This is a genomic window from Chryseobacterium sp. Leaf404 (assembly GCF_001424145.1).
Taxonomy (GTDB): Bacteria; Bacteroidota; Bacteroidia; order Flavobacteriales; family Weeksellaceae; genus Chryseobacterium.
The window spans coordinates 1-24,674 of the sequence record NZ_LMQM01000014.1 but is presented as its reverse complement, the minus strand read 5'-3'; the positions used below and the strand labels follow the sequence as shown (position 1 = coordinate 24,674).

Here is a 24,674-nt window from a genome sequence, read left to right as displayed (position 1 = left end):
GCAAAGGTACAATAGAAGCTAATGAAAATTAGAAATTCAAAAGTCTACAAAATGTATATTTTTTTGCAGACTTTTGAAAAACTAAAAGCATTAAAATCTTTTGTCTCTTTTGCGGTAAATAACACACATTTAATCATGATTCCAATTCAATTGACTTTAGAAGGTCTTTATTCTTATCAGGAACGCCAGAAAATAAACTTTGAAAACCTTACGGAAGCTGGTCTTTTCGGGATTTTCGGCTCGGTGGGATCGGGGAAATCCTCTATTTTGGAAGCCATTTCATTTGCCCTGTATGGCGAAACGGAAAGACTGAACGCACGGGATAAACGTACTTATAATATGATGAATTTAAAATCAAATAAATCTTTGATCGAGTTTGATTTTATTAATTATGAAAATAAAAAGTTTCGTGCGACAAGAGAATTTAAACGGAATTCTAAAAATTTTGAAGATGTAAAAACTCCGAATGTGACTTTTTACGAGTGGAAAAATGAAAACTGGATTCCTCTGGAACATTCGAGTGCTGAAAAAATTATTGGTTTAAGCTATGCCAATTTCAAGCGCACGATTATCATTCCGCAGGGTCAGTTCAAAGAATTTCTGGAACTGGGCGCGACGGAACGAACGACAATGATGAAAGAAATTTTTAATCTTCAGAAATTTGATTTGAAGGATAATGTTTCGGCTTTAAATTCGAAAAACAAAAGTGAATTAGATCAATTGGAAGGTCAGTTGAAAGGTTTTGAGGAGGTGAATGAAGAGCAGATTTCAGTTCAGAAAGAAAATTTAAAAACTGAAAAACAAAAGTTTGACGAAATTCAGACGGTATTTAAACAGACAGAAGAAAAATATCTGAAACTCAAAAATCTGAAGGATTATTTTGCTGATTTGAGTTCTAAAAAATCAGATTTTGAAAAACTGACAGCGCAAAAGGTTGAATTTGATATTTTAGAAACAGAAACTGAAGTCTACGACAGGGTTTTCAGAATTTTTATGCCTTTGATTTCGGAGAAAAATAAACTGGCAAAAGAGCTTGATGATCAAAACAGGAATAAAGAAGTTCAGACTGAAATTTTGCAGAAAACAGAAGTGCAGTTTGAAAATAATAAAAATAAATTACTAGCGATTAAGCCTAAATATGAAGCTTTAGCTCAATCTAAAATTCAGGAAACTGATTTGAATTTTATTCTTCAGATGCTGAAATTTTCAGAGGAAATAGAAACTTTAAAAGAGCGGACAAAAAAAGGTTCGGAAAAAGTAAAAGAAGTTGAAGCAAAGCAGATATTAATTCAGAAAAAAATTGAGGAACTTATAAAAAATGCTGAAGTTTTAAAGCCGAAAAAACTGGATTCTAACCTGATTCTGAATGTAGGAAACTGGTTTTCGGATAAAAAAAAATTACAGGAAAGTTTACAGAATCAAACCGAGAAAACTGTTACAAAAAAAACTGAAATTGAAAGAATTTCAGAGGAGTTAAAACCTTTTGAAATTAAGTCAGAAACATTTAAAAATGATTTTAAAATTCAGATTGAAACCTTAGAAAATAAAAGAAAAATACTTGCTGAAAAACGAAATCACCTTGAAGTTCAGCAGAAGCTGGCTCATTTTGCGAATGAACTGCATGACGGCGAATCCTGTCCGCTCTGTGGTGCTCTGGAACATCCGAATATTGTACATTTTGATGATGTGAATTCTGATTTGAATGATATTCTGAAACAAATTGAGCAACTTGAAATTCAGAAAGAAAATATGCAAAAAAAGTCTTTAGAAATTGATAAAATTCTTGACCGGAAAAAGATTTTTGAAGAACAGCTGAAATCTGAAGAGGAAATTTTAAAACAGATTCAGACTCAGATTGCTGAGCATTCAAAAAGTTTTATCTGGAAAGAATTTTCAGCTGAAAACCAAACTGATTTCGAGGAAAAACGGTTGCAGTCTTTCTCCATAGAAAAACAGATTGATGAATTGAATCAACAGATTTCTCTGGAACAGAAAAATTCAGATAAAGAAAGAGAACATCTCGACAGCTACAACAAAGCCCTGGAAAAATTCAGGTTGGATGAAGCGAAAAAAGAAGAGCAAATCAGGAGCAACGAAGCGAATTTAAAAGTTTTACAGTGGCTTGATTATCAGGAAAAAACTTTTGTAGAAGTGGAGGAAATTTTCACCAAACTTTCAAAATCAAATCATGAAACGGAAGAAAATTATAAACAGTTAATTAAGGAAGAAAAAGAACTTTCACCAAAACTTGCCGAACAGAAAACAATTGTTTCTCAGTTAGAAAAACGGATTTCAGAGCTTGAAAAAGAGATTTCAGAAAACATAACTTCTCTTGAAAAAGCTTTAACTGAACAGAAATTCTCTGATTTAGAAGAAATTACGGGAATTTTAAAACAGGAAATCAACATTCAGGAAGCGAGAGGCAGAATTCAGGAATTTAAAGTAAGATTTGAGACTCTGAAGAATTTAATTTCAGATTTAGAGAACAAACTGAAGGATTTTTCTTTTGATGAAGAAGAGTTTTCAGCGACAGAAAATCAGTTCAAAATCTTTGAAAACGATTTAAAATCTGCGAATGATTCGGTTGTAAAAATTAGTTCAGAAATTGAGCGTCTGGAGAAAGAATTTAAGAAAAAAGAAAATCTACTTTTGGATCTGGCTACAGTTCAGAAGCGTCGCGAGAATCTGGGAATAATGCAGAATCTCTTTAATGGGGCGGGTTTTGTGCGCTATATTTCGTCCATATATCTGCGTCAGCTTTGCGATCATGCTAATGTAAGATTTCACAAAATGACGAGAAATCAGCTGAGCTTACAGCTGAACGAAAATAACGATTTTGAAATCATTGATTATCTGAATGAAGGCCGAAGCCGAAGTGTAAAAACGCTTTCCGGCGGGCAGGCTTTTCAGGTTTCTCTGAGTCTTGCGCTGGCTCTCGCTGAAAGTGTACAGACGAACGCACAGTCTGAGAAAAATTTCTTTTTTATTGACGAGGGTTTCGGCACTCAGGATGTAGAATCTGTAAACGTAGTCTTCGAAACACTGATGAATCTTCAGAAAGAGAACAGAATTGTGGGAATTATTTCCCATGTTGAGGAACTTAAAGAGAAAATTCCGGTGTCGCTACACATCACAAAAGACGAGGAGCGGGGAAGTTTGATTGAAGTAGTGTAAAAAAACTCTGTTTTGCGGTTACTGCAATGGATTTTTATTTTATTTGAATATTATTTAAAAATAGTTGCAAACATTTATAAAAAATTTTATATTTAAACCAACATTCATTTTCATGATTTGTGTTTTGGTTTAGGTCACAGAGCGGTTGAAAAAACTGCTCTGTTTTATTTCCATTACAATCTAAAGCAGATTACATACCCCACAATTTTATCTTTAACAAGTCTGTCTTTTCAGATAAATTTTATTTTTTTCAATGTACTGAGACATAAAAAAACTCCTCAGAAATTTACCTAAGGAGTTTTTTTTTTACTTTATCAGCTCTGCGGTTTTTCCGCCAAACAGCTCAATTGATTTTCTCATTACATCGTCTGAAGGGTCGCCTACATCCATATGCCCGATAAATCTGGTGATTCCGAAGATCTCTTTTATGTAATTGATTTTGTCGGCAACCTGATTGGAATTTCCGATAAATAATGCGCCATCTTCGCTTCTACCACCCTCGTACTGCATTTTGGAAAAAGGTGCCCAGCCTCTGGACTTCCCAATTCTGTCCATCTGAGATTTGTAAGTGTAAAAATATTCATCGATCACCTTCTGATCTTCACTTACAAAAGTGTGTGAGTGAACGGCAATCTGCATTTCGTCTTCAGGATGACCGGCTTTCAGGTATTCCTGTCTGTAAAATTCAATGAGGCTTTTAAACTGAATCGGCATTCCTCCAATGATGGCGACCACCAAAGGCATTCCCATTTTTGCGGCACTTAAAACAGACTGTGGTGTTCCGCCAACAGCTCTCCAAATCTGAATTTTACCATCGTTTTTCGCTCTCGGATAAACGGTTTGGTTCTCCATAGGAGCCCGAAGTTTTCCCGACCACGAAACGTTTTCTTCAGAATTGATCTTCATTAATAAATCTAATTTTTCGTCGAAAAGCTGCTCGTAATCTTTCAGAGAATAGCCGTATAAAGGGAAAGATTCAATAAAGCTTCCACGACCCACGAAAATTTCTGCTCGTCCGTCTGAGATCAGATCTAAAGTTGCAAAATCTTCATACACTTTTACGGGTTCAGAAGAGCTCAAAACTGTTACACCGCTCGCAAGTTTAATATTTTTGGTGACACTTGCTGCGGCTGCCAGAACCATTTCAGGCGAAGAGACAGCGTAGTCTGCACGGTGATGCTCTCCCATGGCAAAAACATCGATCCCTACATCATCCATCAATTTTACCTGACCGATGATTTCACGGATCTTTACTCCTGCGTCTCTATATTTTCCGGTTTTTTGGTCGAAGGCGACATCGCCAAACATTCCTATTCCTAATTCCATATTGTTGATATTTATAGGGTAAAATTAGTTGAATGGTTGTTTAAAAACGTTGATGTTTGGTAAGAATGGAATGAATACGAATTCCACAAATAATTTACGAATGGCACTAATCATTATACATTAAAAAAAATTCCAGCCTCTTAAGACTGGAACTAATAGTTAGATAAATTTTAACAGCAATAAGCAAAAGGCCATTTGCCAAAAGCCAGTAGCCATCTACTTCTTCAGATTCTGATCAAAATAATCAGTCACCTTCTGCATCAGATGCACTCGGTCTTTTCCAACAACATTGTGAGGATGCCCCGGATACATGAAATAATCCAGCTGAACACCGTTGTCAACAGCCGACTTCAGAAACTTTACAGAATGTTGCCAAACCACAACATCGTCCTGAGCACCGTGGATCATTAAAAGTTTTCCTTTTAAATTCTGAACTTTATCCAAAAGATTCGATGCTGCATAACCCTGTGGATTTTCCTGAGGAGAATCCATATATCTTTCTCCGTACATAATTTCATACATGCTCCAGTCTATTACAGGACCGCCGGCAACACCCACTTTAAAGGTTTCTGGATGACGCAGCATAAAACTTGTCGTCATAAAACCTCCAAAACTCCAACCGTGAATTCCCAGTTTCTGAGAATCTACATAAGGAAGAGATTTCAAATAGTCAACCCCTTTCATCTGGTCATTCATTTCCGTAGTTCCCAGGCTTCTGAAAACAGCCTGCTCAAACTTCAGTCCACGGTTTGCAGAACCTCTGCCATCCATTGTGAAAATGATATAGCCATTTTGAGCCATATATTCATACCAAAGATTTCCTGACGCCGGAAAAGTATTGTTTACGAGCTGCAAATGCGGTCCGTTATATAGATATACAATCGCAGGATATTTTTTAGCGGGATCAAAATCAGTAGGAAGAATTACTTTTCCATATAAAATGGTTCCGTCGTCGGCTTTGAGATTAACTTCTTTTATTTCTGGCCTTTTATAATTTTTTAAAGTGTTTTCAGAAGTAAGAATATTCTGAATTTTTAAAGTGTTGGTATTAATCAGATTCACTTTTCTCGGCGTCACAGCGTTTGAATAGTTATCGTAGAGGTAGTTTCCATCGGCGCTCAAAACTCCGGAATGTGTTCCTTCGGCATCGTCGAGCCTCTGTTTTTTGTAGGAATTCCAGTTGATTCTGTACAAATGTCTTTCTGTGGGGCTTACTTCTGTGGAGGTGTAATAAATATCTTTTTTCTTTTCGTTAAAACCCAAAACATCAGTTACCAGCCACTCCCCTTTCGTAATCTGGGCAATTAAACCTTTCTCTAAATTGTAATGAAACAAATGATTGTATCCGGATCTCTGACTCTGCCAGATGAAATCTGTGTTTGAATCAGGAAAAAACAAAAGCGGATGCTGTGGCTCTACATATTTATCGCTTTTCTCTTCGAATAAAGTTTTAACTAAATTTCCTGTTGCCGCGTCGTACTGATTCATCTGTAAATGATTCTGTCCGCGGTTTAGCACGCCCACAAAAATATATTTTGAATCCGGACTCCAGGTCACTGCCGTTAAATACTGATCTTTTTCGCCCTCAATTTTAAGGTAAGTTGTAGATTCAGTTTTAATATTATAGATTCCTAAGGTTACTTCATGCGAAGTTTTCCCGGCCATCGGATATTTGATATTTGTATTTACAGCGGGAGTTACAGACCAGTCGATGATAGGATAATCTGCCACCATTGTCTGATCCATTCTGTAGAAAGCTACTGATTCTGAATTGGGTGAGGGGAAAATTCCGGTATCAATCCCGAATTCGTTTCTGTGCACATTGGATGCTCCAAAAAGAATATTTTCGTTGGATTCATTGCTGATCGCAATTGTTTTTCCGTTTTTATTGACAAAAAGATTATTCTGATCCGTAAATGCAAAGGTTTGATTATCTTTAAAAACTTTAAGATTTTCAGTAGTTTTCGGCATTTCGACAGATTTTTTAGCCTTCCACTCGCTGCCTGTTCTTTCTACCCAAACCATTTTCCCGCCGGACATGTAATAGCCTTTTGAGGCATCTGTAAATTTCACCTGTGGGAAACCTTTCAGCTTATCTTCTGCCAAGCCTTTATTTAATTGGTTTAAAGAAACCAGAGTATCCTGTTTTCCGGTTTTGATATCTGTAATCAGATAACCGTTTTTTACAGCGTTGATATACGATTTCCCATCCTCCGACCATGAAAACTGAGAAATATTTTTCACAGCCAGATTGGATCTCAGTCCATTGACTGCTTCGGCCATTGTGAATTTCTGGGTTTGTGCAAAAGCACTTCCTCCCAAAAGAATCATCATTAAAGATAATTGATGTAGTTTCATAAGTAAAATTTCATTTTTGTATCAATAATATGTCGTCCGGCAACAGGATAATTGTACATAAAACAATATTTCTGATGCCATTTTCATAAAATTAAATAGAATCTGCCAAAAATAAGAAATAAAAATCAGCCGATAAACACAAGTAAATGAAATGAGATTTCAATGACTAAAATGTCTAACAAAAAAGTCTGTAATCCTTCTTAAATTTAAAACAAAAGCATACTCACAGCATCTGAGCACAATCTTTCAGGCAAAATCAGATGTGATAGAATAGTTTAATTAAATCAAAATTTCAGTCTAATATAAAGTCATCAACTATATATTTTATTAAGTCATATTTCAATGAAATAATTGATTAACAATAAAAAGTGCTTGTTTTCAATATATTATGCGTACATTTGTGCCATAATCAGGCTTCTGCCAATGCTACTTCTGAAACTTTGAGCTCGCTCTTCTATCAGTTTTCGCTTTTACAGTCGCTAATTTTTGTCGTCACAGAACAGGTGCTGTACCTTTTTTTAATCTGAATAATTTCAGGATCTAAAAATTTCCAACATCATTTTTTGCTTACAAATCGATTTATTATGGTTTTGACCTGCTGATCAGAACGATAATGGCAACAGCCAAACAATTTATCAGCAAATACAATAATTTTTTTAATACAATACAATGCAACAAGGAACAGTAAAATTCTTTAACGACACCAAAGGATTTGGTTTTATTACACCATCAACAGGAGGTCAGGATGTTTTCGTACACACTTCAGGATTAGTAGATACTATCCGTGAAAATGATGTAGTAACATTTGATCTACAAAACGGAGCAAAAGGCGTTAACGCGGTTAACGTGAAAAAAGCGTAATCTCAGAAGATTAATCTTCAATCGTGATACACAGGCAGATAATTAATTTTATCTGCTTTTTTTTGTGCAAAACCTGAAAAAAGAAGTCTGAATTTTTTGCCAGTGAGCAGTTTCAACTAATTTATTTTATGGAAAAAAAACATTTCTTATCCTAAATCAATGAATCCCACAACAGACTTGCCCTAAATTTGCATCATACAATAACAATTAAAAATTCAAAAATTATGTCTACAAAATGGAATCTTGATCCTACGCACAGCGAAGTTACTTTTAAAGTAAAACACATGATGATCTCTAACATTAAAGGTCAGTTTAAAAGTTTTGATGCCAATATCGAAGCAAATGACGATACTTTCAAAAGCGCTAAAGTGGAGGCAACAATTGATGTAAATTCAATCTTTACCAACAACACAGACAGAGACAATCACTTAAAATCTGCTGAATTCTTCAACGCAGAAGCAAACCCAACCATCACTTTTGAATCAACATCTCTTAATGATGAAGTGGAAGGAAATCTTACCGTAAACGGTATTACAAAACCTGTAGTTCTGAACGTGGAGTTCGGTGGAGTAAACGTTGACCCGTGGGGAAATACCAAAGCCGGTTTCTCTTTCGAAACGAAAATTAACAGAAAAGATTTTGGTCTGAACTGGAACGCAGCTCTTGAAGCAGGTGGTGTGATGGTGAGCGAAGAAGTGAAAATTGCCGGCGAACTTCAGTTTGTTAAGCAAGCTTAATTTTTAGCGAAAAATTATATTCTTATAATCCAAACCTTCAAGGTTTTAAAAACCTTGAAGGTTTCTTTTTTCTAAACTATGAATCTCCACGATCTCGAAAATATAAGCAGCGGTTTTAAACGATCTCAACAAATGCCTGTCTTATTTCTTGGGCACGGTTCGCCGATGAATGCGATTGAAGAAAATCAGTTTGTACAGGGATTCCGGAAGGCTGCTTCAGAGATTGAGAAGCCGAACGCTATTCTCTGTATTTCGGCACACTGGCTGACCAGAGGAACTTTTGTTACTGCGATGGAAATGCCCAGAACCATTCATGATTTCGGAGGTTTTCCACGGGCTTTGTTTGATGTGCAGTATCCCGCTCACGGAAGTCCGGAACTGGCGAGTGAAGTAGTGAATATTTTGAATCCGGTTGCGGAAGAAGATCACAGTTGGGGACTCGATCACGGTGCATGGTCGGTCATCAAACATATGTATCCTGATGCTGATATTCCCGTGATTCAGATGAGTGTTGATTATAATAAACCTCCGCAGTATCATTTCGATTTAGGTAAAAGACTTTCAAAACTCAGAGAAAAAGGAATTCTAATTATCGGAAGCGGAAATATTGTTCACAACCTCAGAATGGTCGACTGGAAAAACATCAACACCGTGGGAGCAGGCTGGGACTGGGCAATCGAAGCCAGAGAAAAAACCAACAACTGGCTGACTGACGGAAATTTTCAAAATCTGATTGATTACCGCAGCCATGGAACCTCGCTTGAATATGCCATTCCTACTCCCGATCATTTTTTTCCATTGCTGTATACTTTAGGTTTAAAAGAAAAATCTGAAGATCTGAAACTTTTTAATGATGAGCTTATCGCCGGATCTCTCAGCATGACGAGTGTGAGAATTGGATAAAATTCATTTCTTTAATCACACAAAAAAGAGTATTATTGTATTCTATGAAGAAAACGCTATTACTTTTACTGATTATTCTGCCATTCTATCTTTCAATTGCTCAGACTGTTAACGGAACTGTAGTAAATAATTTAGACCAACCCATTCCACAGGTCAGTATTTACCTTGATGGTACTACGACAGGAACTACCTCAGCCGTGGACGGAAGTTTCAGCCTGAATATTTCGAATATTAAAAACGGAACTGTGGTTTTTCAGAAAGATAGTTACGATACTTTTACCATAAATATTTCTGAAATCCCCAACAAAACTATAAAAGTAGAATTACTTAAGGCAAAAACCATTGAGGAAGTAAAAATAATCCCCTACACAGAAGCTGCTTACAGAAATTACATTCAGTATTTTCTGGATACTTTTATTGGTTACGATCAGGAAAATGTAAAAATTAAAAATCAACGCACGCTGAAATTTTCTTATGATAAAGAAAACAGAATTTTAAAGGTGAAATCTCCACAGACACTGCGTATTGAAAATAAAAAACTGGGCTACACTGTAGATTACAATCTGGTAGATTTTACTGCAGATTTTGAGAATCAAACCATGCGCTACATTGGTACAAGTTTTTTTACTGAAACCAAAAATACAGATAAAATAAGACTCAACAGAATGAATGCTTTCGAAGGAATTCAGGAACATTTTTTCAGAAGCGTTTTTATGGGAACTACAAAAAATGACGGTTTTGTGGTGAATCAGATCACGAAGTTTCCCAATGAGAAATATCCTACAGCAGAAGAGCTGCAACGTTTGAAAGACTTTGCAAAAGATTTAAAAAACAAAACGATTATTAGCCTGCCCCCAGATTTACTTGATATTTCCAGCAGAAAAAGAAATGAAGTACCTTACAAAATAGCAGTTACAAAAAGTCAAATTCCTGAATCTGACTACATTAAATATACTGACGGAAAAGTCATTCTGGATTATGATCATATGATGCAGATCAATTACAAAAAATATTTTTACGAACTGAAAAAAGGAAAGTCTGTAAAATCAAATATTCCCGTTATTCAGACTTCTTATCTGCATCCGGAGGGGCATACTTTTGAAATTTATGTAAACGGAAACAATTCCAACCCTGAGGAAATGATGAATCAGGGTGAGTTTGCAAGTACCAAAATAGAGAAACTTCTTCCCTTAGACTATCAGTTGGGTGATTAAAAAAAGCTTCCGGATTGGAAGCTTTGATTGACATAGAATATTTTTAAGTTTAAAAATTCACAATAAACTTTTTCTGATTAATCAATTCAGCGATTGCCAGCATATCTTTTCCAATCAATCTGTCGTCTTCCAGTTTTGCAACTTTTGAACGGAGGATGGCGTGGTTTTCTTCAATAATCTTCGAGCATTTCGCAGGTCTTCTGAACTCTAATCCCTGTGCAGCAAACATCAATTCTACCGCTAAAATATTAACCAAATTTCCTAAAACCTGATTGAATTTTCGCCCCGAAATACTTCCCATAGAAACATGATCTTCCTGACCCAAGCTCGTAGGAATAGAATCTGCCGATGCAGGGAAACAAAGCGTTTTGTTCTCGGTTACCAAAGCTGCGGAAGTGTACTGAGGAATCATAAATCCGGAATTTAAACCTGAACTTTCCGTTAATAATCTCGGCAAACCATATTTTCCTTCCAGTAAAAGATAACTTCTTCTGTCTGAAATATTTCCCAGTTCTGCAGCCGCCAAAGTTGCATAATCTAAGGGCATTGCCATCAGTTGACCGTGGAAATTACCGCCAGAAATAGATTCTTCTGCGCTCAAAACGATAGGATTGTCTGTCACAGAATTTAATTCCGTTTCTGCCATTACTTTTAAATGTTCGAAAGCATTTCTGCTCGCTCCATGCACCTGAGGAACACATCTCATCGAATATGGATCCTGTACTCTGTCGCAGTATTCGTGCGCTTTCAGATTGTGTGAATTTTCTAAAAATTTCAGCATTCTTGCGGCTACTATTTTACTTCCTTCAAAAGGTCTGATGTCATGAAGTTCTTTTTTAAAAGGACTGGAAGAACCTCTGTACGCCTCAAGACTCATTGCGGCAGTCAAATCAGCCAAATCTAGAAGGTATTCGAATTTTTCCAAACCTTTTATGGCGTGAGCCAGTATAAACTGAGTTCCGTTGATTAATCCCAAACCTTCTTTTGGACCTAAAACCAATGGCTCCAGGTTATTTTTCTCTAAAATATGGGCCGTTTCAAAGATTTCGTTTCCTACCCAAACCTGCCCCAATCCTAAAAGCGGTAAAACCAGGTGTGAAAGCGGTGCCAAATCGCCGGAAGCTCCTACAGAACCCTGTTCCGGAACCACGGGAATAATATCTTTTTCAAGCATTACAATCAGACGCTCGATTACTTCCAGAGAAACTCCCGAAAAACCTTTAGACAGCGCATGAACTTTCGCGATCATCATAATTTTAGACAGGTCTTTATCAATAGGTTTTCCCACTCCTACCGCGTGAGAAATAATAAGATTATACTGAAGCTGCGCTGTTTCTTCTTCAGAAATTTTCACATCACAAAGTGGCCCGAAACCTGTATTGATACCATAAACCGTCCGGTCTGACTGTACAATCTGCTTTACATTATTCTGAGATTTTAAAATCTGATTTTTTGCCGCTTCGTTGAGGATAGCTTTATTTGGGGTCTTGCAGATTTCCAGAACATCATGGAAACTGAGAGTATCTATACCGTATATCATTCTAAAAAAATTTGCCTAAAAATACACATTTTGAAGCGAACTGGAAACGGCATCTTTGGAAGCAAATTTTTTTTGAGCTCAAGTCAAATATTTTATTATTTTTACGCCTTAATATTAAACATACATGTATGAAAATTAAAGCTTTATTAGTGGCACTTTCATTTACAAGTGCTTTCTCATTCGCTCAGGAAAAGGTAAAATACACCAAAGAGCAGATCAAAAACATGGAACAGTATCTCTTCAACGAAGGATTTTCTGCCCCATCTTCCAAGAAAGTTTCAACGGTTATTTTGAAAGACGGAACCATCCACAAAGGGTTTTGTGAAGAAACCGATATGAAAAAGGGACAGATCTATCAAATCGTACTGAAAGACAGCGCAACCAGAAAGCAATTGAAACTTGACGCTGAAAATGTGAGAGAAATGTATCTGATGCCAAGAAATTTTGAAAAAGGTCTGAAGGCAATGAAATTTGTTTCAAACGTGAACAACATCAACAGAAAAAAAATGAACAAAAGTGTTTCTGAAGAAAGAATTCACTTTATCAATCAGACTGTTTCACTTAAAAACAAGAAAGATGAGAAAGAATTTTTAATGCAGCTCATCAATCCTGAGTTTAACGATATTATCTCTGTTTATCATGATCCGAGAGCTAAAGAAACCGGAGGAATGAGCTTCGGAGGAATGCAGGTGAGCGGCGGACTTACCAAATCTTTCTATGTGAAAAAAGGCGACAAAGTAATCTGGCTTCACAAAGATGATTTTCAAGACAACTACGATTTCTTATTCGGAGACAATGCAGAATTTATGAAAATGTATCCTAAAAAATCTGTAGAATGGGATTACTTAAGCTTCCTGATCAGAGAATACACAGAGATGAGTAACGGATAAAATTGAGATTAAAAAATAACAGTTAAGCTGCGGAAATTTTCCGTGGCTTTTTTTATGGGCTTAAAATTGCTTAATTTTGCTCTATGAATCCTTCTTTAGAACTACAGCTTAAAACTTTACCATCAGAGCCTGGCGTTTATCGGTATTACGATAAAAACGAAAATCTTCTGTATGTAGGTAAAGCAAAAAATCTGAAGAAAAGAGTCCTCTCCTATTTCAACAAAACACTTTCAGGATACCGCACCCGAATTATGGTCGGGAAAATTAACCGTCTGGAAACCACGATCGTGAATAGCGAGTATGATGCGTTGTTACTGGAAAATAATCTAATAAAGGAACATCAGCCGTTTTACAACATCATGTTGAAAGACGACAAAACCTACCCGTGGATCTGTATTAAAAATGAAAATTTCCCAAGGATTTTTCTCACAAGAACTAAGATAAAAGACGGTTCAGAATACTATGGACCCTATGCAAAAGTGCGTCCCGCAAAGATTTTGCTGGATACAATTAAGCATATTTATAAACTCCGTACCTGCAATTTAAATTTAGCACCATCCAAAATTGATGAGGGCAAATACAAAGTCTGTCTAGAATACCATATCAAAAACTGCGAAGGCCCGTGTGAAGGACTGGAAAGCAAGAAGGATTATGATGAAAAAATAGATGCCATCCGTGGAATTGTTAAGGGAGATTTCCGCCGTGCAAGGGAATATCTGGTGAATCAGATGACAAAATATGCGTCAAATCTTCAGTTTGAAAATGCTCAGCTGATCAAGGAAAGACTTCATATCCTGGAAGATTATCAGTCGAAACACACGGTTGTGAATCCGAATATTGATGATGTGGATGTTTTTGCAATGACAAGTGATGAAACGGCGGCTTACGTGAATTATTTTAAAATCAGAAACGGAAATATCATACAGAGTTTCACCACCGAAATCAAGAAAATGCTTGAGGAAACGAATGAGGAAATTATGGAGGAAGCTTTGATTGAAATCCGCCAGAAGTTTGATTCTGATTCACAAGAAGTTTTGCTTCCGTTCCATTTATCTGTTGAAATCCCGAATGTAAAACTGATTGTTCCGAAAGTTGGCGATAAAAAAAGAATCGTTGAACTTTCAGAGAAAAATGCAAAAGAATATAGAATTGAAAAACTGAAACAGGTACAGATTGTCGATCCTGAAAGACATTCCAACAGGATTATGGCTGAGATGCAGAAGCTGCTGAGAATGCCCGTTGAGCCAAGACATATTGAAGGTTTTGACAACTCCAACATTCAGGGTACCAATCCGGTTTCGGCGTGCGTGGTTTTTAAAAATGGGAAAGCCAGCAAGGCTGATTACAGAATTTTCCATCCCAAAACGGTAGTCGGTCCGGATGATTTTAAAACCATGGAAGAAGTCATCTACCGCCGCTACAAAAGAATGCTGGATGAAGGCGAAACTTTACCTCAATTAATCCTGATTGACGGTGGAAAAGGTCAGCTTTCTTCCGCTGTGAAAAGTTTAAAACTTCTCGGACTTTACGGCAAAATTACTATTGTCGGGATTGCGAAAAGGCTTGAAGAGATTTTCTTTCCGGAAGATCCTATTCCATTGTATTTGGATAAAAAATCTGAGACGCTGAAAATTTTACAGCAGGTACGTGACGAAGCCCACCGTTTCGGCGTTAGACATCACAGAACACGCCGAAAAAATTCCACTATAAAAACGGAACTGGAAGAAATTCCCGGCGTTGGAGAAAAAACTATTGAACTGCTTTTATCTAAACTGAAATCTGTAAAGAGAATAAAAGAAGCAGATCTTGTGACGTTGGAAGAAATTTTAGGGAAAACCAAAGCAAAGGTTGTCTGGGAATATTTTAATGACAACCCGGAAATATAAAAAAAACCCGATTCTGTACGGAATCGGATTTTTAAATGAAAATATTTTTAATTTTTACTAAAAACCTGTTTCAGGTAACTTTCTCCAGACAATGGCATTTCTACAATGAGATTTCCATTTTCAAAATAGGCGATGCTTAATTGTCCGCTTCTGAATTTAACTCTGTAAACATCTTTTTTTGTTGTAGCTGTGAAAGTAGCGAAAGGAGACGAGCTTTGGTCTGTTAAAATAAACTGTTCAGCACTCAGCTTCACTTTTTGGAATTTAATACCCTGATTGGTATACATTTCCGCTCCCGAGACAGATCCTGTATCTTCCGAAACAACTTCTTTCGTCATCATTTCGGGCACACTGTTATTTCCTGCCGGAGATTGAACTACGGAATTTTCAATTGGATTTGAAGCAGGAACTGCTGTCATAGCCTGTTTCAGAGCATCCTGAAATCCTTCCTCAAATTCTTTAATGGATGATCCACCTTTTTGCGTGGCAATTTCTTTATTGTTGCAGTCTCGGAATTTTACAAGGACTTTATTTCTAAGCATTCCACTGTCATTTTCCACTTCTGCCACAAGAACGGAACATGGATTTTGCTGAGCTGCTGCAGGCCACTCGTTACGGTTGGAAGATAAAACGGTATATTTTTTCGAGTTTAAAGATTTGGTTAAAGCTTTATCCAGACCATAATTGCTGTCTTTGAATCCTTCAAACTTATCTGCAATCACTATGTATTGATAATCTGAAACCTTCTGTGCGAAAATTGCGGTGAAGCTCAGCATTGAAAAGGCGATGGCTAATTTTTTCATTTTAAATTAAATTTTACATTATTTCTACATCAGCATATAGCCAAAAGCACACTAGTCATTTCTGAATTCTCCGATGTCCAGCTTTAAAGAAAAGAAGTTTGAGTAAAAATTAGATGCTCCGATTCCGGAGTTGCTGATGGCATAATCCAACGTCAGACCTCTATATCTGATCCCTATACCTGCACTCGGCTGAAAAGAAACTTTTCTGCTCAAATCTTCAATATCTGTAATCGACTGGAATCTGTTGACCCCCAAACGGACAAAAATCATTTTCTGGTAACCAAATTCTGCTCCGGCATAAGGTGTTATGCTCGCAAAATCTGTTGAAAGCAAAGCTGCTGTTTTGGCAAAATCTACATTGATTCCTGCTTCCGGTAGAACATACATCGAACTATTAATCGCAAAATTTTTGCTGACACCCATGTTTAGTTTAGGCATCGTTAGTTCCATTTTATCAGTTGGTGCAGGGTTAAATTCTTCACCGTTTACTACCGTTGACAATTCTTTCTGGTTTACATTCCAAAAGTTAACTGTGGTTGTTGCATCTCTCAACATCGCACCGATTTTGTAACCGCTGTCTAATTTGTAGATCGCTCCCACGTCAAACCCGAAACCGTAGCCGCTGGCAAATTTCCCTACATTTCTGTAAACGATTTTCGCATTCACCCCCACGTCAAGATTTTCATTTCCTCCGGGACGGAAAGCGTAGGATAAAATCCCAGCATAGTCTGACTGTGAAAACTGCGTGATTTTGTCATAATCAATATTTCCTTCAGCGTCGATTAACTGGGTGGTATTCAAAATATTATCAACCCCTAATCTTACCACTGAAACTCCGAAAACACCGTTCTCCAAAACTTTTGCGTAAGCCAGATAATCGTATTTCGCTATCGATTCAAAATATTCTGCGTGCATTGCAGCTCCCTGCCAGTCTTTCTGAATACCCAAAAGTCCCGCGGGATTCCACATCGGTGAGTATACATCGTCCTGATTGGAAATTACAGCTCCTCCCATCCCTAAACCTCTCGCACCTGCGCCGATATTAAGGAATTCGTTGGAATATTTTCTTACAATCTGTGCCTGAGAAATCCCGAATACCAATGAGAAAACCAGTAAAAAATATTTTTTCATCATATAAATTGATGCTTATTTGAGTTGTTTCTGTTTTTTTGCTTTTATAAAACCGTTCACCACAATTGCCAAAATCATTACCAGTGAGGCCACGTAAAATACTGAACTCATGTGTTCTGATTCTCCAAAGATAAAGAAAGCTAAGATAATTCCGTAGACTGGTTCTAAATTTACTGTTAAAATTAAGGTAAATGGCGAAATATATTTCATCAGCTTCACAGATTCCAACATTGGAAAGGCCGTAAAACCGCTCGCCAGCAAGATTATTAACGCCAAATCACGGTAGTTTATTTCATTTAAACTAAAAAACTGTCCTGTAAAAAGATAAATTATCATCAACATAAACCATCCTGAGAAAATTTCATAGAAAATAATATTTCCAGAACTTGTTTTTCCGAACATTTTTCCATTAAAAACTGAGAATACTGTCCCGAAAACCGCACATAAAATTCCGTAAAAAATTCCTTCTTTGTATTGAAATTCAGTTTTAAAAATTAAAAGTATACACGCCACAATCACCGTTCCCATGATTACTTCGGCAATATCGATTTTCCGTTTAAAAATAACCGGCTCCATGATCGAGGCAAATAATGTGGATAATGAAAGGCAACTAAGTGCAATAGAAACATTGGACACTTTGATGGAATAAAAGAAACAGTACCAGTGCAGCGCCATGGCAAAACCAATTCCCGCAAGCTGAAAAAAAAGTTTTTTTGAAATTTTAATGCTTTCTTTTTTAAATATTCTCAAATACAAATACAGAAAAAGAGCTGCAAAAAGCATCCTGTAAAAAACAAGTACTGGAGCAGACGCCGTTATAAGCTTTCCTAAAATCGCTGTAAAACCCCACAGAAAAACGATAAAATGCAGTCTGAAAAGCGCCTGTTGCTTCATGTTTTGAGATCAATTTAAAACTTAGCAAAAGTACAAATTAGAAACGCTATCCACATGAAAAACTTTCTTAATCTCATCCCACAAAAAACCCTGAAAATCTATGAAACTTTCAGGGCCTTCAAATAATAAACTATTAAAAAAATAAACTAGGAACTTAGAGCGTAAACTGAGATGCGATCCCATTTATCTCTACTGTAAATTTAGCAAAAGTATTGCCAAAATTAAACTAACATCAAGTTAAAAATTTCATAATTTTCTGAATACCACTTCTTTAATCACTAAAAAATCTGATTTATCTGATTTATCTAAAAGTAGTATATTTAAAACGTAATAAATAAGATGTAATGGATTTAGAATTTAATAAAAGAGAAGATCAAAATAAACTCAAACTTTCTGAAATTAACAGGCTCTTTACCGAGATAAAAAAGGGTGGCGGTGAGAAGCGTCTTCAAAAGCTGCGTGATGAAGGTAAAATGACTGCCAGAGAGCGGATTGAATATCTATTAGACAAAGATTCAGATTCCATAGAAATTGGCGGATTTGCAGGCTACGAAATGTACGAAGAACATGGAGGCTGCCCAAGTGGAGGCGTTGTAGTGGTAATGGGTTATGTTTCAGGAAAGCAATGTCTTGTGGTTGCCAATGATGCATCAGTAAAAGCCGGAGCGTGGTTTCCCATCACCGGAAAGAAAAATCTCAGAGCACAGGAAATTGCGATGGAAAACAGACTTCCAATCATCTACCTCGTAGATTCTGCAGGAGTTTACCTTCCAATGCAGGACGAGATTTTTCCTGATAAAGAAATGTTCGGAAGAATTTTCAGAAATAATGCTAAGATGAGTGCAGCAGGGATTATCCAGATTTCTGCCGTGATGGGAAGCTGCGTTGCCGGTGGCGCTTACCTGCCCATTATGAGCGACGAAGCGATGATTGTTGACAAAACCGGCTCAATTTTCTTAGCCGGAAGTTACCTTGTGAAAGCCGCGATTGGAGAAACTATAGATAACGAAACGCTGGGTGGAGCCACAACTCACTGCTCTATTTCGGGAGTGACGGATTATAAAGCTAAAGATGATAAAGATGCTTTAGACAGAATTAAAAACATTATGAAATCTGTCGGAAGCTATGACAAAGCAGGTTTCGACAGAATCGAAAGTTTCCCGCCAAAGGAAAAACCGGAGAATATTTTCGGAATTATGCCCGTTTCCAGAGCTGACCAGTACGATACTTTAGAAATCATCAAATGTATTGTAGATAATTCTGAATTTGAAGAATACAAACCAGACTACGGCAAAACCATCATCTGTGCGACTGCAAGAGTCGATGGCTGGTCTGTGGGAATTGTTGCCAACCAGAGAAAACTTGTAAAAAGCGGTAAAGGCGAAATGCAGTTTGGAGGTGTAATCTACAGCGATTCTGCTGATAAAGCTACAAGATTTATTGCAAACTGTAACCAGAGAAAAATTCCTTTAATCTTTTTACAGGACGTGACAGGCTTTATGGTCGGTTCAAAATCTGAACAAGGCGGAATTATTAAAGACGGGGCAAAAATGGTTAATGCAGTTTCAAATTCCGTAGTTCCGAAATTCACGATTATCACAGGAAATTCTTACGGTGCCGGAAATTATGCAATGTGCGGTAAAGCTTATGACCCAAGATTGATTGTGGCCTGGCCATGGGCAGATCTTGCAGTGATGGGAGGTTCTCAGGCAGCAAAAGTTTTGGCCCAGATTCAGGAATCAACTTTGAAAAAACAGGGAAAAGAAATTACTGAAGAAGAACACAAAGAAATTCTTGATTCCATTACAAAAAAATATAAAAAACAAACTGAGGCCACCTATTCTGCAGCAAGACTATGGACGGATGCTATTATTAACCCAATTGATACCCGAAAATGGATTTCGATGGGAATTGAAGCGGCAGATCACTCACCAATTACTGAGAAATTCAACCTTGGAGTAATTCAGGTCTGATTTGTTTAAAAATAATTATGTTAATAGCCTTACCTTTGTGTGAGGCTTTTTTAATGCTTTTTCTTAAGAGTATGATTTTTGCTGTTCAACTTGTACCCATATTTTTGCCAAATATTTAAACTGAAAACTGAACTGAACACTATGAAAACTGTATTTATTTTAATCCTGACCACGATGAGTCTCCTGCTTCCGGCACAATGCCAGATCACAGGCGCTTCCACAGTGAAAGTAGGCGACAGCCTCCAGCTGATGTCTAACACTGCCGCCAAATGTATAGACTGCTACAGGTGGAACGTATCTTCTGATGAATTGCTGCATATACAATCTTCCGCCGAAGGAAAAATTATACTGAAAGCACTGAAAGCCGGAACTATAAATGTAAATCTAACAGTGGAAACTGCTGACGGCAAATTTACCTGTGAAAAAAATGTGGAAATTCAAAATCCTTCGCCTGTAAAAGAAAAACAGTGCGACATTGAAATTTCAGATTTTAAAGATGTAAAAGTTGATGATAGCACCATGTCTTTTTTTCCAGATAAAATATCTCAGAAATATTTTTATTATTGGCAGGCGACATATTCAGATGGCTCTATCAAAGAATCTGAAGAAAAAATTCCACAATTCCCCAACAGTCCTTCCGCCATCATAAATACTGTTTTAGTAAAGATTATCAATAAATCTTCAAATTGTTTTTCTGTAATCACAAGAACTTACGATGAAAAATTCTGGTTTCCAAAAGTGGAAAAGGTTGAACAGCGAAAATATATTCAGGGAAGTTATCAGCAGATACAAAGCAAAACCAGGCAATTTTAAGGGCATATTTTGTTAAAAAAATAAATTATGTTAACATGCTAAAGAGGTTCAGCTGGTAATTACCAATGCCACAGTCCATCAGACAAATTCGCAATTCCTGCTAAGTAAAATTCATATATTATGTTAAATCTTTTTAAAGAATCATAAAAGATCGCGTTTCAGAAGAGAAAGGAAAGATTCTTGTTGCTTCATAACTACCCTTAATAACCACTTTTTAGAATATTTAATGTGATGCGATGGAGTTATGAGAAGATATTTTGTGGTTTTTATCAGCCTTTATACAATTTTTTTACTTTATATGATGTTTTTTGCTTCGGGAAGAGAGGCGTCAGAAATATCTTATTTACAGATGCGACCGTTTATTACAATCCAGCATTTTTTTACAGATGACGTAGACAGCGAAGCATTTTTAGTCAATATTATTGGAAACGTTTTTGTCTTCAGCCCATTTGGATGGTTGGGATTATGTGTGAGAAGATTCAACTCTCTGGTTCCTATCACAGGATTTTTTCTGGTGGTAATTACTATTATTGAATCTGTTCAGTACATCTCTGGACGCGGCGTTGCAGATATTGACGATGTATTTCTAAACACTTTAGGAATGTGTATAGGATTTATTCTTTTTAAATATGCGACGTGGAAAAACATTGCCAACATCAGATTTCACTTCGAACTTCTGGAAGACAGCAAGTCACTAAAAACAGCCTAAGTAAAACCTTTAAAATTATTTTTTACTATAAAAAAAGCTTGAAATGTAATATCTCAAGCTTTTTTGTTATGTTAAATCAAACAATTTTACGAGAAGAAAACTCCCGTTCTGAATCGTTCTTTATTCAGTTTTTTACTCACTGCCAAGCCCCAGAGTATAAATTCTTTCAGGAAAAGACGGCCTTTTTCATCCGTTTCGGGTCTGAATTCGTTGATTAGTTCATCTAATGGAGTGACAAGATTTAACTGTTTTACATAATTTTCATCCGATGAATTATCGGTAATTTCAAGAAAACCTTTGTCATCCAAAAACCATTCGATAATACTGTCGTAAGGCGTTGAAGCATCTTTTTTCTGCAGCTTTTCAATTTTCGGAAACAGTACTCCAAATAAGGTGCGGACTGCATTGTCAATCAGCAACTCAGCAATGGCTTCGGCACCTTCCTGCTCGCCTTCGTAAACCAATTCCACTTTTCCGGTGATGGCAGGGATAATTCCTACAAAATCAGTAAGTCTAACCGAAGTTTTTTCATCGCCTGTAATCAGAGCCCGTCGTTCTGCTGTACTCAAAAGATTTTCAAACGCTGTGATGCTCATTCTTGCACTTACGCCACTTTTAGCATCAACATATTCGCTTTCCCTAGCTTCAAAATTAATCTGCTCGAGTAAATCCTTCGCCAGTTCCGGCACGTAAACCATTCCTTTCTGACGTTCATCAAGAGAAGACTCATATTTAGTAATCTCTTTTGCCGTCTGAATATTTTCAGGATAATGGGTTAGAATCTGTGAACCGATACGGTCTTTTAAAGGCGTAACAATGCTTCCACGGTTGGTATAATCTTCCGGATTTGCCGTAAACACAAACTGAATATCCAAAGGCATTCTCACCTTAAATCCTCTGATCTGAACATCGCCTTCCTGCAGAATATTAAATAGAGAAACCTGAATCCTTGCCTGAAGATCCGGCAGTTCATTAATTACAAAAATACTTCTGTTCGCTCTCGGAATCATTCCGAAGTGAATCACACGGTCGTCTGCATACGAAAGCTTTAAATTCGCTGCCTTTATTGGATCTACATCACCAATCAGATCGGCAACCGTCACATCAGGTGTCGCAAGTTTCTCAAAAAATCTTTCGTCACGGTGAAGCCATTCAATCGGTGTATCATCTCCATCAGCTTTGATTAGTTCTTTAGCAAATCTTGAAATCGGCTGTAAAGGATCGTCATTGATCTCACTCCCGGCTACAAACGGAATCCATTCATCCAATAAGGTTGTCATCATTCTCGCCAACCGTGTTTTAGCCTGGCCTCTTAAACCTAAAAGATTGATATTATGTCTGCTTAAAATTGCCTGCTCCAATTGAGGAATTACCGTGTTTTCATATCCGAAAATGCCTTCAAAAACATTTTCTTTATTGAGTATTTTCTTTTTTAAATTTTCTCTTAATTCATCTTTAATACTTTTTACTTTATAGCCTGAAGCTTTTAATAATCCTAACGTATTTATTTCCGGTTTTGATGTCATCTTTTTAAAATCTGTTTAAATGTTGAATATTTTTAACGATAAGTCACATTAAAAATGATTAACGAATTCTTTTTTTTCTGTTGGTTTCATAATCCTCAAAAATCATCTGCCCTAAACCATTCAGGCCAGTATAAAAAGCTTTACCCTGATTGGCTGCAGTAAATTCACTCACAAAATGTTGCAGATAAGGATCCTGAGCGATCATAAATGTAGTAACCGGAATATGCAGACGCCTCGCCTGAGCCGCCATGTTGTAGCATTTCTGAACTACGTACTCATCCAGACCAAAAGAATTTTTATAATAAGTTCCGTCCGCTTCCCTGATGCAGCTTGGTTTTCCATCTGTAATCATGAAAATCTGTTTGTTGGTATTTCTTTTCCTGCGGAGAATATCCATCGCGAGCTGAAGTCCGGCAACCGTGTTGGTATGATAGGGCCCCACCTGCAGATAAGGTAGTTCTTGTATTTTCACAGGCCACGCATCGTCACCGAAAACGATGATATCCAGAGTATCTTTAGGGTATCTTGTCGTGATGAGTTCCGCCAAAGCCATCGCTACTTTTTTGGCAGGTGTAATTCTGTCTTCACCGTAGAGAATCATACTGTGGCTGATGTCAATCATTAAAACCGTGCTCATCTGCGACTGATGAATGCTGTCTTCCACAATCAAATCTTCTTCTGTAAGATGAAAATCTCCAATTCCGTTATTGATCTGAGCATTTTTAAGACTTTCGGTAATAGAAATCTTCTCTACCGGATCACCAAAATTATAATTTCTGAATTCTCCCGTGCTGTCTTCGCCAGTTCCGCTTTTGTTCGTCTTATGATTGCCGCTCCCGCTTTTAGCAAGGTTTCCGAAAATCTGATTGAGCGCCTGCTTGCGGATGTTCTGCTCCATTTTGGCACTTAAATCAATACCTGTTCCGCTACCATTAGGACGAATTTCTTCTCTGATGTAGCCTTTCTTCTTCAGATCTTCAATAAAATCTTCAATAGTATACTCAGGAGTAGTCAGTTTATATTCTTCATCAAGCATTCTCAACCAGTCTATAGCTTCGTCAAAATCTCCTGAAGTATGAGTGAGCAGATCCGTAAAGATTGCCAGAAGCCGGTCAAACACAGAAGATTCCGGCGCCGTATAGTTTCCAAATCTGAAACCGCTTACAATTCTTTCTTTCATAACATAAAGTTACGACATTCAGCACCAGCATAGCGAATGATTTGGTCTATTTAAGTGTTTGTTAATAGAAATTAACGGTTACGAAAAATCAACTTTTTACAACAGCTGAACAAAATAACAGAGAACATTAAAAATTTTATCAGGAGCTGATTCCTGTAATCCGCTGTATCTTTTTTGTCTCCCACTCTTTAAAGGATGCCGCTACTATCAGGGCTAGGGAAGCGAGCTAAGAAGAATATTTATTTCTGAGAAGAAAAGTTCTATGAGTAATGAGCAATGGGTAATGAGTAGTGAGCGATGAATGATGAGTGATGAATGATGAGTGATGAATGATGAGTGATGATTGATATTGGGTGTTGGATGATGGATGATGGATGATGGATGATGGGTTTCAGGTTTTAGATAGTGGATTATTCAAGTCAATTCAAGTTAAACATTAAAATCATCACCTAACCCCCGATCATCCATAACACGCACCCTGCAACCCGCAACCTTAACCTCACCTCCATCCCCAATCTTAAATCCTGAATATTGAATTTTAAACATTGAATTTCGCACCCCGCATCCCGCATCCCGCATCTCGCAACCTTAACCTTAACCTTAACCTTAACCTTAACCTTAATCTGATATCTGGCATCTGGTATCCTGCACCAAAACAAAAAAAATCCCCAATCAAATAAATGATTGAGGATTTGAATAAAAACTGGCGGCGACCTACTCTCCCGCTTTCGCAGTACCATCGGCGCTGGTGGGCTT

At 37.0% G+C, this 24,674-nt stretch carries 19 protein-coding genes; 10 read left to right on the top strand and 9 right to left on the bottom strand.

Annotated features, from left to right (window positions below; translation table 11 throughout):
- The first annotated feature begins 21 nt into the window (after positions 1-21).
- Positions 22-3,174 carry an AAA family ATPase gene (locus ASG31_RS15560; RefSeq protein ID WP_056034809.1) on the top strand — a complete coding sequence of 1,051 codons (3,153 nt, stop codon included), beginning with the start codon at positions 22-24 and terminating at the stop codon, positions 3,172-3,174.
- Between the two features lie 306 nt (positions 3,175-3,480).
- Here ASG31_RS15560 and ASG31_RS15555 read toward each other — a convergent pair whose 3' ends face one another.
- Both ASG31_RS15555 and ASG31_RS15550 read right to left on the bottom strand, forming a co-directional pair.
- On the bottom strand, positions 3,481-4,500 hold the full coding sequence (locus ASG31_RS15555) for an LLM class flavin-dependent oxidoreductase (protein WP_056034806.1): 1,020 nt from the start codon (positions 4,498-4,500) through the stop codon (positions 3,481-3,483).
- A gap of 216 nt (positions 4,501-4,716) precedes the next feature.
- Positions 4,717-6,858, bottom strand: a complete 2,142-nt coding sequence (locus ASG31_RS15550; protein WP_056034803.1) for a S9 family peptidase — start codon at positions 6,856-6,858, stop codon at positions 4,717-4,719.
- A 669-nt stretch (positions 6,859-7,527) separates the two neighbouring features.
- On the opposite strand from ASG31_RS15550, the gene ASG31_RS15545 reads away from it, so the two are divergent.
- The 4 genes from ASG31_RS15545 to ASG31_RS15530 all read left to right on the top strand — a co-directional run bounded on the left by ASG31_RS15545 (position 7,528) and on the right by ASG31_RS15530 (position 10,573).
- Entirely contained in the window at positions 7,528-7,719 is a 192-nt protein-coding gene (locus ASG31_RS15545; RefSeq protein ID WP_056034800.1) for a cold-shock protein, read from the top strand.
- A gap of 224 nt (positions 7,720-7,943) precedes the next feature.
- Positions 7,944-8,456, top strand: coding sequence for a YceI family protein (locus ASG31_RS15540; protein ID WP_056034795.1), 513 nt, complete (start codon positions 7,944-7,946; stop codon positions 8,454-8,456).
- Positions 8,457-8,534: 78 nt separating this feature from the next.
- Complete coding sequence (gene ygiD, locus ASG31_RS15535; protein WP_056034793.1) at positions 8,535-9,359, top strand: 4,5-DOPA dioxygenase extradiol; 825 nt, start codon at positions 8,535-8,537, stop codon at positions 9,357-9,359.
- A gap of 44 nt (positions 9,360-9,403) precedes the next feature.
- Positions 9,404-10,573, top strand: coding sequence for a carboxypeptidase-like regulatory domain-containing protein (locus ASG31_RS15530; RefSeq protein ID WP_056034789.1), 1,170 nt, complete (start codon positions 9,404-9,406; stop codon positions 10,571-10,573).
- A 49-nt stretch (positions 10,574-10,622) separates the two neighbouring features.
- Here ASG31_RS15530 and hutH read toward each other — a convergent pair whose 3' ends face one another.
- Positions 10,623-12,113: a histidine ammonia-lyase gene (hutH, locus tag ASG31_RS15525; RefSeq protein ID WP_056034786.1), complete on the bottom strand. Its 1,491-nt coding sequence runs from the start codon at positions 12,111-12,113 to the stop codon at positions 10,623-10,625.
- Between the two features lie 128 nt (positions 12,114-12,241).
- Between hutH and ASG31_RS15520 the strand changes: the two genes are divergently transcribed.
- On the top strand, positions 12,242-13,003 hold the full coding sequence (locus tag ASG31_RS15520; protein WP_056034783.1) for a hypothetical protein: 762 nt from the start codon (positions 12,242-12,244) through the stop codon (positions 13,001-13,003).
- A gap of 83 nt (positions 13,004-13,086) precedes the next feature.
- Complete coding sequence (uvrC, locus tag ASG31_RS15515; RefSeq protein ID WP_056034780.1) at positions 13,087-14,889, top strand: excinuclease ABC subunit UvrC; 1,803 nt, start codon at positions 13,087-13,089, stop codon at positions 14,887-14,889.
- Between the two features lie 47 nt (positions 14,890-14,936).
- Here uvrC and ASG31_RS15510 read toward each other — a convergent pair whose 3' ends face one another.
- From ASG31_RS15510 to ASG31_RS15500, 3 genes are read right to left on the bottom strand one after another with little or no spacing between them, the layout of a single operon-like run.
- Positions 14,937-15,692 carry a hypothetical protein gene (locus ASG31_RS15510; protein WP_056034776.1) on the bottom strand — a complete coding sequence of 252 codons (756 nt, stop codon included), beginning with the start codon at positions 15,690-15,692 and terminating at the stop codon, positions 14,937-14,939.
- 51 nt (positions 15,693-15,743) lie between these two features.
- Positions 15,744-16,826 (bottom strand): PorV/PorQ family protein, encoded by a 1,083-nt coding sequence (locus tag ASG31_RS15505; RefSeq protein ID WP_056034773.1) that lies wholly within the window; start codon positions 16,824-16,826, stop codon positions 15,744-15,746.
- Between the two features lie 12 nt (positions 16,827-16,838).
- Positions 16,839-17,717 carry a DMT family transporter gene (locus ASG31_RS15500; RefSeq protein ID WP_056034770.1) on the bottom strand — a complete coding sequence of 293 codons (879 nt, stop codon included), beginning with the start codon at positions 17,715-17,717 and terminating at the stop codon, positions 16,839-16,841.
- Positions 17,718-18,061: 344 nt separating this feature from the next.
- Between ASG31_RS15500 and ASG31_RS15495 the strand changes: the two genes are divergently transcribed.
- From ASG31_RS15495 to ASG31_RS15485, 3 genes are all read left to right on the top strand, one after another.
- Positions 18,062-19,690, top strand: coding sequence for an acyl-CoA carboxylase subunit beta (locus ASG31_RS15495; protein WP_056034767.1), 1,629 nt, complete (start codon positions 18,062-18,064; stop codon positions 19,688-19,690).
- 141 nt (positions 19,691-19,831) lie between these two features.
- Positions 19,832-20,503 (top strand): hypothetical protein, encoded by a 672-nt coding sequence (locus tag ASG31_RS15490; RefSeq protein WP_056034764.1) that lies wholly within the window; start codon positions 19,832-19,834, stop codon positions 20,501-20,503.
- A gap of 244 nt (positions 20,504-20,747) precedes the next feature.
- Positions 20,748-21,212, top strand: a complete 465-nt coding sequence (locus ASG31_RS15485; protein WP_056034761.1) for a VanZ family protein — start codon at positions 20,748-20,750, stop codon at positions 21,210-21,212.
- Positions 21,213-21,298: 86 nt separating this feature from the next.
- Here ASG31_RS15485 and ASG31_RS15480 read toward each other — a convergent pair whose 3' ends face one another.
- The 3 genes from ASG31_RS15480 to ASG31_RS18780 all read right to left on the bottom strand — a co-directional run.
- Complete coding sequence (locus ASG31_RS15480; RefSeq protein WP_056034758.1) at positions 21,299-22,738, bottom strand: sigma 54-interacting transcriptional regulator; 1,440 nt, start codon at positions 22,736-22,738, stop codon at positions 21,299-21,301.
- Positions 22,739-22,796: 58 nt separating this feature from the next.
- Complete coding sequence (locus tag ASG31_RS15475) at positions 22,797-23,918, bottom strand: vWA domain-containing protein (RefSeq protein ID WP_056034755.1); 1,122 nt, start codon at positions 23,916-23,918, stop codon at positions 22,797-22,799.
- 449 nt (positions 23,919-24,367) lie between these two features.
- On the bottom strand, positions 24,368-24,674 hold a 307-nt coding region (locus ASG31_RS18780), incomplete at its 5' end, for a hypothetical protein (RefSeq protein ID WP_206549406.1).